The sequence below is a fragment of the Streptomyces sp. NPDC000151 genome, assembly GCF_040301705.1.
Classification (GTDB): Bacteria; Actinomycetota; Actinomycetes; order Streptomycetales; family Streptomycetaceae; genus Streptomyces.
This window is the reverse complement of sequence record NZ_JBEPFC010000215.1, coordinates 1-9,413: the sequence shown is the minus strand read 5'-3', so window position 1 is coordinate 9,413 and position 9,413 is coordinate 1. Positions and strand designations below refer to the sequence as shown.

The following is a 9,413-nucleotide window of genomic DNA, read 5'->3' as shown; positions in this document are numbered from 1 at the left end:
CATGCCGTACCGGTCGAGGTAGCCCTCGATGGCGTCGCGGGCTTCGGTCCCGCCCGGGAGCTTCGCCAGCTCGTCCAGGAAGGCGTTCTCCTCGTTGCGGCGCTCATCCCTTGACCCCCGAGTTCGCCATGCCCTCCACCAGGAAGCGCTGGAAGGCCAGGAAAAAGAGCACGATCGGGAGCAGTGCGAGGACCGACATGGCGAACATCGGGCCGTACGCGGACTGGCTGGAGGTGTCCACGAAGGTACGCAGGGCGAGCGTGAGCGTGTACTTGTCCGGCTCGAAGAGGTAGATCAGCTGGGTGAAGAAGTCGTTCCAGGTCCAGATGAAGGTGAAGATCGCGGTGGTGATCAGCGCGGGCCGGGTGAGCGGCAGCACGACCCGGGCGAAGGTACGGAACGGCCCGCAGCCGTCGATCTTCGCGGCCTCCTCCAGCTCGCGCGGCAGCCCGCGCATGAACTGCACGATGAGGAAGACGAAGAATGCGTCGGTCGCCAGGAACTTCGGCAGCACCATCGGCCAGAAGGTGTTCACCATGCCGAGCTGGTTGAAGACGATGTACTGCGGGATCAGCACCGCGTGGTGCGGCAGCATGATCGTGGCGATCATGAAGGCGAACAGCGGCCCGCGCATCCGGAACCGCAGCCGCGCGAACGCGTACGCGGCCAGCGAGCAGCTCAGTACATTGCCGAGCACGGCACCGATCGAGATGGTCAGCGAGTTGCCGAACAGCTTCAGCAGGCTCACGCCCTGGATGCCGGCCGCGGCCGTCCCGTAGTTCTCGGTGGCGAGCCGGGACGGCAGCAGCGCGAGGCTGGCCAGCACCTCGTCGGCCGGCTTGAAGGACGTCGCGACCAGCCAGCCCAGCGGGTACAGCATGACGGCCAGGACCAGGAGACAGCCCGCGTGCAGTGCGGCGCGCGGCCAGTTGACGGTCATCGGCCGCACGGTCATCGGCTTCGCGGTCATCAGCGGCCCTCCTCATTCGCGTAGAAGACCCAGGAGCGGGAGGTGCGGAAGAGCACCGCGGTGACGATGCCGATGGCGATCAGCAGGACCCAGGCCATCGCGGAGGCGTAGCCCATGTGCGAGGCGGTGAAGCCGCGGTCGTAGAGGTAGAGCGTGTAGAAGAGGGTGGAGTCGGCGGGGCCGCCCCGGCCGCCGCTCACCGCGAACGCGGGCGTGAAGACCTGGAACGCCTGGATGGTCTGCAGGACCAGGTTGAAGAAGAGGACGGGGGACAGCATCGGCAGGGTGATCGAGGCGAACTGCCGCCACCGCCCGGCGCCGTCCACCGACGCCGCCTCGTACAGCTCCTTCGGTATCTGCTGCAGTCCGGCCAGGAAGATGACCATGGGCGCGCCGAACTGCCAGACGGTCAGCAGCGCCACGGACAGCAGCGCCCAGCCGGGCCGGTTGATCCAGCCGCCGGTGTGCAGGCCGAGCGAGCCGAGTACGTTGTCGACGGTGCCGCCGTCGTTGAACAGCGCCCGCCAGACGAGCGCGATACTCATCGAGGCGCCGAGCAGCGACGGGGCGTAGAACGCGGAGCGGTAGAAGCCCTTGCCGCGCTTCATCGACTTCAGCGCGACCGCCACCGCCAGCGCCAGCGCGAGCTGGAGGGGGACGGCCACCAGGACGTACAGCAGGGTGTTACCGACCGAGCGGAGCAGCCGCGGGTCCTCGGTGAACATCTGCGTGTAGTTGCGCAGGCCGACCCAGCTCGGCGGGTCGAAGAGGTTGTAGTCGGTGAAGGAGAGGTAGAGGGATATCGCCATCGGGAGGAGGGTGAGGACGGCGGCGCCCAGCACCCAGGGGGAGAGGAACACCCAGGCGGCGCCCTCTCGTTCGCGCTTCGGCCGCCGTTTCGGTGCGGGCCCCGCGGGGGCCGGGCGCTGCCGGGGCAGCGTGGCCGTCGCGGGATCCATTGCTCGCGTGCTCACGGCCTCAGCTCCGTCCGTGCCTCGGTAAGGAAGTCCTCGGCGACCTGGCGCGGTGTCGCCTGCTCGAAGGCCACCTGGTCGTAGTCGCGCTGGAAGGTCGACTGCAGGCCGTTGTCGCCGCGCGGCGGCGCGGCCGGCGGGTCCTTCAGCCGGCCCTCCAGGGATTGCTGGAGCCCGGCGACCTGCTGCTGGAAGCCGGTCACCTGGGGCAGGACCCGGTCCCGCTGGCGGCTGTTGACCGGGGTGCCGCGGTCCACACCGAGGATGTCGGCGGCCGCGTCGGAGTTGAGCAGGAAGTCGAGGAAGCGGGCCGCCTCGCGCGGGTGCGCGCTACCGGCGGCGATCCCGAGGAGCATCGACGGCTTGAAGTACTGGCCCGGGGTGCCGTCCGGGCCCGCCGGCATCGGCGCGAGCGCCAGCCGGTCGCCGTACACGGCCTCGTAACCGGCCGACGGCGCGTCCCAGTTGAACTCCGCGACCGCCCGCTTGCGGCCCATCGGCGAGTCCTCGACCGAGCCCGCCATCTGCGTGGTGTCCTCGGCCCGGCTGACCAGCCCCTCCTTGCGCAGCTTCGAGGTGAAGGTCCAGAAGCGGGCCAGGTCCGCCGCGCTGAAGGCGGCCTGCCCGTCAGCGCCGTACAGCCGCTTGCCCTGGCCGCGCAGCCAGACCTCGAACCAGTCCTCCATCGAGCCCGGGTCCGTCATCGGCCGCTCGTACCCGGCGGCCTTCAGCCTCCGCAGCGCGTCCGCCCAGTTCTCCCAGGTCCAGCCCGCCTTCGGGGCGCGCAGCCCGGCCTTCCGCCACGCCTCCTTGTCGTACGCGAGGGCCTGCGTGCCGACGCCCATCGGCAGCGCGTACTGCACGCCGCCCACCTGCCCCGTCTTCAGCAGCCCGGAGTCCATCCGCCCCGTGGGCAGCGTCTTGCGCTGGGTCTTCAGATCGAGCAGCACGTCCGAGCCCGCGTACTGGCTGATCTGCCGGTAGTCCAGCTGGATGAGGTCGGGGACGTCGCCGCCCGCCGCCTGCGTGGCCAGCTTCTGCTTGTACGACTCGTACGTGGAGTACGAGGTCTGGATGTCGATGCCGGGGTTCGCCCGCTCGAAGGCGGCGACGGCCTTCTCGGTGCGCGCTGCCCGGTCCGCGTTGCCCCACCAGGTGAAGCGGAGCGTGACCTTGCCGCCGTCGGCCGCGGTGGTGGCGGCGCCGCCACCACCACCGCAGCCCGCGAGGGCCAGGCAGAGGGTGAGCGACACCGCTGCGAGAGTTCTGAGACGCCGCACGGCTCACTCCCCGTAGTACGGAAGCGTCGTACCGGGCAGTTCGTACTCGTCGCGGCGGCCGCACATGCCGTAGCCGCCGCGCCGGGTCGGCCCGGCCGACCGGACCCCACCCTCGGCGAGATGCGCCGCGTCGCCCCCGGCGAGCGCGGTCAGCTGGCGCCCCGTGCGCTCGGCGGCGGCCAGCGCGCCTTCGCGCCAGCGCTCCCGCCAGCCGTCGACCTTGGGGGCGACGAGCCGGGCCGCCGCCTCCTGGAAGGCGCGCAGCGGCCCGTCGTCACCGGCCGCCGACGCCGTACGCAGGGTGCGGTACCCCTCGACGGCGAGGTCCCGGCGCTTGCGCGCGGCGGCTTCCGCCCCGGGCCCCTCCTTCGCGGGCAGCGCCGCGGCCGCCGCGTACGCCTCGGGGTCGGCCAGTACATCGGGCGGGAAGGTGAAGACCGCGTCCCCGGCCTCCGGCAGCCCGCCGTTCTGCATCAGTACCGTGACCCGCAGCCCGTCGCCGTTGACCATGCGGTGCACGGTCCCCGGCGTGAACCAGGCGATCACGCCCGGCTCCAGCGGCGTCTCGCGGTAGCCGTCCGCGACGCTCAGCGTCTGTACGGCGCCCCGGCCCCCGGTGACGACGTACGCCTCTGTGCAGGCGAGGTGCAGATGGGGGCTGCCCCCGCACACGCCGTCGGCGGCCTCCCACTCGTAGGCGCTGAGGTGCGAAAGACCGATGCCGCCCGGCAGCGGTGCGTCCATGACCATGACCGGCTCCTTCTCCTACCAGGCCAGCGACTTCAGATGGGCTTCGATGCGGTGCGGATCCCACGCTCCGTCCGCGACCACCACCCGGTACCGGTACGCGAAGGACTCGCCCGGCTCCAGCGCGAACTCCTCGAAGAAGGCCCAGGAGAACGCGACGGACGGGATCGGCTCGGAGCGTACGAACCAGTGCGAGGCATGGACGGCGTCGGCGTTCTCCGGGGCGTGCGCGAAGGCAAGGGTGGCGTGCCCGTCCACGTCGTCGTGCTCGCCGACGACCGCGATCCACGGGTGCTCGGTGACGGGCCTGCCCATCGTCTCCTCGTCGGTGCTCGGGCCGGCCGGGGTCAGCACCTGCGCACCTGTGAAGGCCCGGGGGCCGCGCCACTGCAGCCCGGTGTAGCCCGCCATCTCCCGTCCCGCGGTCGTCGGCGACCCGAAGCGCAGTGCCTCGTCACGGACGTTGGTCAGCTGGATCGACCAGTCCAGCGCGTACGCGCCGGCCTCCGCGTCCACCGAGTGCACCGCGACCGTGCGACGCTCGCGCGCCCACTCCTGGCCGCCGTTCTCGACCCAGGTGAGCAGTTCGGTGAAGTCCAGCCGGTCCTCGGCGGCCTCGAAGGTGTCGAAGCCGTCGTGCCGCATGGAGCCGATCCGCTCGTGGAGCGGGAGGTAACCCTCGCCGTGCACGTAGGAGTTGCCGCCCCAGAAGTTCTGGCCCGACAGGTGGCTCGCGGTCATCTGCAGACCTTTGTGCCAGCGGTGGTCGTTGGGCCGGTAGCCGCTGACCGTGTGCCCCGCGAGGGTGCGCAGCGGGTGCACGTACGGCTTGCGCGCCTCGAAGGCCACCGGGTCGGGGGCGTACACGTAGGACAGCAGCTCGGTGCCGGCGGCGGCGACCCGGATGCGCTCGCCGTGGGTGTGGGTGACGGTGATCGGCGTCGGTGCGCTCATCGCAGCGGTCACTGCTCCTTCGGTGCCCAGTCGGGGTGGTTGCCGTGCATGGCGTGGTAGTACGGGTCGTCCGGGCCGATCTCGCCCGCGCCGACCGGGCGCCCGGTGAACGCCGACTTGTAGAGCGCGGCGAGGAATTCCAGCGTGCGGCGCGCTTCCGTGCCGCTGCCGGGCGGGCGTACGCCCTTCTCCATGGCGTCCAGGAAGCCGTCGAGCTGCGCGGCGTGCGAGCTGGGCACGTCGGCGGCCGGGGTGCGCCAGTGCGCTGTACGCCGCTCGTCCCCGCGGGCGTGTACGGCGGGGGTGTACGCCCAGTCGTCGTTGGAGTGCCCGTACAGATGCGTCAGTTCGACCGTGGCGTCCGCGCAGTCGATGCGGATGCGGCTCACCTCGTCGGGGCTGAGCACGCTGTTCACGACGGTGGCCATGGTGCCGTCGGCGAACCGGACGAGCGCGGTGGAGACGTCCTCGCTCTCCACGTCGTGCACCAGCCGGCCCGCCATCGCCCGCACCTCGGTCCAGTCGCCGAGCAGGTGCAGCAGCAGATCCATCTGGTGGATGCCGTGGCCCATGGTCGGCCCGCCGCCCTCGGTGGCCCACCGGCCGCGCCAGGGGACGGAGTAGTACGCGCGGTCCCGGTACCAGGTGGTCTGGCAGTGCGCGACCAGCGGGCGCCCCAGCTCCCCGGAGCGCAGCAGCTCGCGCGCGTGCACGGCGCCCGAGCCGTACCGGTGCTGGAAGACGACCGAGGCGTACGGACCGCCCGCCGCGCCGTGGTCGTCCGCCGCGCGCTCGTCGCCCTCCGCCGCCGCGATCGCGTCGTACTCGGCGAGCGAGAGACACAGCGGCTTCTCGCACAGCACCCAGGCACCGGCCCGCAGCGCGGCCTCGGCCTGTTCGGCGTGCAGCGCCGGCGGGGTGCCGAGGAGTACCAGGTCCGGGCGCTCGGCGGCGAGCATCCCGGCGAGGTCGCCGTAGCCGTGCACGTCGTCGCCCGCCAGGTCGCGGAAGGCGGTGAGCCGCGCGGGATCGGTGTCGACGGCGGCCACCAACCGTACCCGGCCGTGCAGTTCGCGCAGGGCCGGCAGATGGCTGCCGGTGACGATGCCGCCGGTGCCGACGACCGCGGCACGGACGGGGGCGGAGCGGGCGGTGGTGCCGGTGGTCGGCGGCTGGGCGGGCGGTTCCGCAACGGGCATGCCGTGACAGCTCCCTCGGATAGAAAGCGCTTACCGGCTGGCGACACTAGGCCCGCGCCGCGCGCGGCGACAAGACCCGTGCAGGAACGGAGTTCGGCTGTCCGAACGATGACCGGTGGCCGGAACCGTGCGATGTACGGTCGGCGGCCGGGGCTGCCCTAGGCGCGGCCCTTCTCGCCGCCGCGCCCCCGCTTGGCGAGCGCGCCCTGTGCGGTGGCGAGGAAGCGGGCCGGGCCGCCCGCGCGGAGGGCGGCGCGCGCCGCGTTCGCGCCCGGTGCGCCGTGCACCCCGCCGCCGGGGTGGGCGGACGCCGAGGCGAGGTAGAGGCCGGGGACCGGGGTCTCCGGGCGGCCCGTGCCGGGCAGCGGCCGGAAGATCAGCTGCTGGTGCATGTTGGCGGTGCCGCCGTTGAGCGCGCCGCCGTGCAGATTGCCGTTCGCGGCCTGCAGGGTGGGCGGCGCGAGGACGCGCCGGGCCCGTACGCGGCCGCGGAAGCCGGGCGCGAACCGCTCCACCTGCTCCTCGATGCGGTCGGCCATCGCCTCCTGCTCGCCCGGCCTCCAACGCCCCGTCAGATCGTCCGGCCCCGCGTCCCCCTTCACGGTCTGCGGTACGTGGGTGTACGCCCACGCCGACTCCGTGCCGGCCGGCGAGCGGGTCGCGTCCGCCGTCGTCATCTGGCCGAAGAGCGCGAACGGCCGGTCGGGCACCAGTCCCATCGCGATCTGTGCCGCGAACCGGGTCAACTCATCGACGCCGTCGGCGAGATGGACGGTGCCGGCCCGCGCGGCCTCGGGCGCGGTCCACGGCACCGGGCCGGCCAGCGCCCAGTCGACCTTGAACGTCGCGAAGTCCCACTGGAACCGGCGCAGATCGTCGAAGAGCCGCGCCGGCAGGTGCCCGGCGCCGACCAGCTCCCGGTACAGATCCGGCGCCGCCACGTCCGCCAGTACCGCTCGGTCGGCGGAGACCGTTTCGCCGCCCGCCGTCCGCACGCCCACCGCGCGACCGCCGCGCACGACCACCTCGGTCACCCGTTCCCCGCAGCGCACGGTGCCGCCCCGTTCCGTCAGCCGGGTGACCAGCGCCGCCGTCAGCGCGCCCGACCCGCCGACCGGCACCGGGAAGCCGATCGCCTGCCCGAGCATGGCCAGCAGCCAGCCGTATCCGCCGCTGCCCGCCGCCTCCGGCGCCAGGTCCGCGTGGAGGGCGTTGCCCGCCAGCAGCAGCCGGCCGCCGTCGCCCGCGAACTCCTCCTCACCCAGCCGGCGTACCGGCAGCACCAGGCTGCGGGCCAGCCGGAGCCCGCCGGCGCCGTGCAGCCGGGCCGCCAGCCGGGCCGTGGCCCGCACCGGCGGGAACGGCGTGAACAGCGCCCGCATGATGTCCTCGCCGAGCCGGTCCCAGATGCGGCACAGGTGTTCCCACGCCTCTCCGTCCCCCGCCCCGAACCCCGCCAGCCCGGCCGCGGTCGCCGCCCGGTCGCGGGCCAGCACCGCGCACCTGCCGTCGGTCAGCGGGTGCGCGAGGACGTGCGGCGCGTGGCTCCAGCGCAGGCCGTACCGGTACAGCTCCAGCCCGCGCACGACGGGAGAGGCGGCCGCGAGCGGGTAGAACGCGCTGAAGACGTCGCTGATGTAGTCCGGGTGGACGCCGCGGTCGCTGCGCACGGCGCCGCCGGGCTCGGGCTGCGCCTCCAGTACCGCGACGCTCCAGCCCGCGTCGGCGAGGAGGTTGGCGGCCACCAGGCCGTTGGGTCCCGCGCCGATCACCACCGCGTCGGGCATGTCAGCGCCCCGCCGCGCGCCCGGCCCCGGCCTCCGCCTCCCGGGGCAGCTCCTCGACGACCTTCGCCAGGCGCTTGAGCATGTTGCGGTGGCGCAGCTGGATCAGGGCGTCGAAGGCGAAGTTGTGGAGCAGGCCGCCGTAGCCGCGCAGCGGGTGCTCGTCGAGGATGACCAGCGTCTCCTCGCCCCAGGGCCGGATGTCCAGCGCGATCCGGGCCGAGCCGAACGGGTCGCAGTGCGCCTCCAGCTCCAGCCACCGCGGCGGCTCGTGCCGCCGCACGACGGTACAGCCCGCCAGCTCAAGGCGGCCCAGCCGCAGCGTGTAGCCGATGGAGGAGCCGACGTCCGGCCACTCGCCGTCCTGCGCCTCGGAGCCCGAGGGGCCGACCACCCAGTCGCCGTACCGGGTGCAGTCCTCCAGTACCGCCCATACGGCGGCCGGCTTCCGTGCGATGAGCTGGTGCCGTACGGCCATGTGCACTCCCTGCGGGGCGACGGAAGGAGGTCGAGGGATGATCCGATATGTGTGCATTATGCCCGTCCGGGTACTTGTGGGCCCGACAACCACCGCGGCCCGGTTCGCGGCCGTACGTACGGAGGAGGCGGCCATGGTGCCCCAGGGTGAGGGCGGTGTCGTGGTGATCACCGGTGCGTCCAGCGGCGTCGGGCGGGCGTGCGCGGAGGCGTTCGCCGCACGCGACTGGCACGTCGTGCTCGCCGCGCGGCGCGCCGAGGAGCTCAACGAGGTCGCCCGCCGCTGCCGCCGGCGCGGCAACGGGCGCGCGCTCCCCGTCCCCACCGACGTGACCGACGCCGCCGCCGTGGACCGGCTCGCCCAGGAGGCCGTCGCGGCCTTCGGCCGGATCGACGTCTGGATCAACAACGCCGCCGTCGCCGCCTTCGGCGCGCTCGACGACATCCCGGCCGACGTCTGCCGCAAGGTGATCGACACCGACGTCATGGGCTATGTGTACGGAGCACGCGCCGCGCTCACCGCGATGCGCCGCCAGGGCAGCGGCACCCTGATCAACGTCTCCTCGGTCGTCGGCGTCTCGCCGGTCCCGTACAACGCGCCGTACGCGCTGGCCAAGGCCGCCGTCCGGGCGCTGGGCACCAGCCTGCGCCAGGAACTGTGGCTGGAGGGCCACCGGGACGTGCACGTCTGCACGATGCTGCCCGCCACCATGGACACGCCGTTCTTCCAGAGCTCCGCCAACTACTCGGGCCGCAAGGTCATCCCGATGGCCCCTGTCTACACCCCCGAACGGGCGGCCCGGAAGGCGCTCCGGCTGGTGCGCTCGCCGCGCCGCGAGGCGTACGTCGGCCCCGCAGCCGCCTTCCTGGCCCTCCAGACGAAGCTCGCGCCGCGCCTGATGGAGAAGGGCCTGGCGTACCAGATGAACCGCGCGCACCTGTCCCGCACCGAACACGTCCCGGACACGGTGGGAAGCGTGCCGCACCCACTGCCGGGCGGCGCCGTCCGCGGCGGCTGGGCGGGCGGC

Annotated in this window: 9 protein-coding genes; 1 reads left to right on the top strand and 8 read right to left on the bottom strand. The window is 73.1% G+C overall.

All coding sequences use genetic code 11. From position 1 onward, the window contains the following. Positions 1-103: 103 nt before the first annotated feature. From ABT381_RS33665 to ABT381_RS33630, 8 genes are all read right to left on the bottom strand, one after another. Entirely contained in the window at positions 104-970 is an 867-nt protein-coding gene (locus ABT381_RS33665; protein ID WP_351601181.1) for a carbohydrate ABC transporter permease, read from the bottom strand. After that, the gene (locus tag ABT381_RS33660) at positions 970-1,929 is read right to left on the bottom strand and encodes a carbohydrate ABC transporter permease (RefSeq protein ID WP_351601184.1); all 960 of its coding nucleotides are present in this window, start codon (positions 1,927-1,929) and stop codon (positions 970-972) included. Before ABT381_RS33660 ends, ABT381_RS33665 begins: the two co-directional genes overlap by 1 nt. An 11-nt stretch (positions 1,930-1,940) precedes the next feature. After that, the gene (locus ABT381_RS33655) at positions 1,941-3,224 is read right to left on the bottom strand and encodes an ABC transporter substrate-binding protein (RefSeq protein WP_351601178.1); all 1,284 of its coding nucleotides are present in this window, start codon (positions 3,222-3,224) and stop codon (positions 1,941-1,943) included. 3 nt (positions 3,225-3,227) lie between these two features. Continuing rightward, positions 3,228-3,974 (bottom strand): cupin domain-containing protein, encoded by a 747-nt coding sequence (locus ABT381_RS33650; RefSeq protein ID WP_351601175.1) that lies wholly within the window; start codon positions 3,972-3,974, stop codon positions 3,228-3,230. Between the two features lie 15 nt (positions 3,975-3,989). Beyond that, a complete protein-coding gene (locus ABT381_RS33645; protein WP_351601172.1) occupies positions 3,990-4,925 on the bottom strand; it encodes a DUF6807 domain-containing protein in 936 nt (311 codons plus the stop codon). A gap of 8 nt (positions 4,926-4,933) precedes the next feature. Continuing rightward, entirely contained in the window at positions 4,934-6,124 is a 1,191-nt protein-coding gene (locus ABT381_RS33640) for a Gfo/Idh/MocA family protein (protein ID WP_351601169.1), read from the bottom strand. Positions 6,125-6,282: 158 nt separating this feature from the next. Next, positions 6,283-7,911, bottom strand: a complete 1,629-nt coding sequence (locus ABT381_RS33635; protein ID WP_351601166.1) for a phytoene desaturase family protein — start codon at positions 7,909-7,911, stop codon at positions 6,283-6,285. A gap of 1 nt (position 7,912) precedes the next feature. After that, positions 7,913-8,386 (bottom strand): SRPBCC family protein, encoded by a 474-nt coding sequence (locus ABT381_RS33630; RefSeq protein ID WP_351601163.1) that lies wholly within the window; start codon positions 8,384-8,386, stop codon positions 7,913-7,915. 133 nt (positions 8,387-8,519) lie between these two features. Between ABT381_RS33630 and ABT381_RS33625 the strand changes: the two genes are divergently transcribed. Beyond that, on the top strand, positions 8,520-9,413 hold an 894-nt coding region (locus tag ABT381_RS33625), incomplete at its 3' end, for an SDR family oxidoreductase (protein ID WP_351601161.1).

Bases quoted from the DNA above. Each gene is read 5' to 3' on its own strand.
- ABT381_RS33660 (WP_351601184.1), bottom strand. From the start codon at position 1,929: ATGGATCCCGCGACGGCCACGCTGCCCCGGCAGCGCCCGGCCCCCGCG.
- ABT381_RS33640 (WP_351601169.1), bottom strand. From the start codon at position 6,124: ATGCCCGTTGCGGAACCGCCCGCCCAGCCGCCGACCACCGGCACCACC.
- ABT381_RS33650 (WP_351601175.1), bottom strand. From the start codon at position 3,974: ATGGTCATGGACGCACCGCTGCCGGGCGGCATCGGTCTTTCGCACCTC.
- ABT381_RS33635 (WP_351601166.1), bottom strand. From the start codon at position 7,911: ATGCCCGACGCGGTGGTGATCGGCGCGGGACCCAACGGCCTGGTGGCC.
- ABT381_RS33630 (WP_351601163.1), bottom strand. From the start codon at position 8,386: ATGGCCGTACGGCACCAGCTCATCGCACGGAAGCCGGCCGCCGTATGG.
- ABT381_RS33665 (WP_351601181.1), bottom strand. From the start codon at position 970: ATGACCGCGAAGCCGATGACCGTGCGGCCGATGACCGTCAACTGGCCG.
- ABT381_RS33645 (WP_351601172.1), bottom strand. From the start codon at position 4,925: ATGAGCGCACCGACGCCGATCACCGTCACCCACACCCACGGCGAGCGC.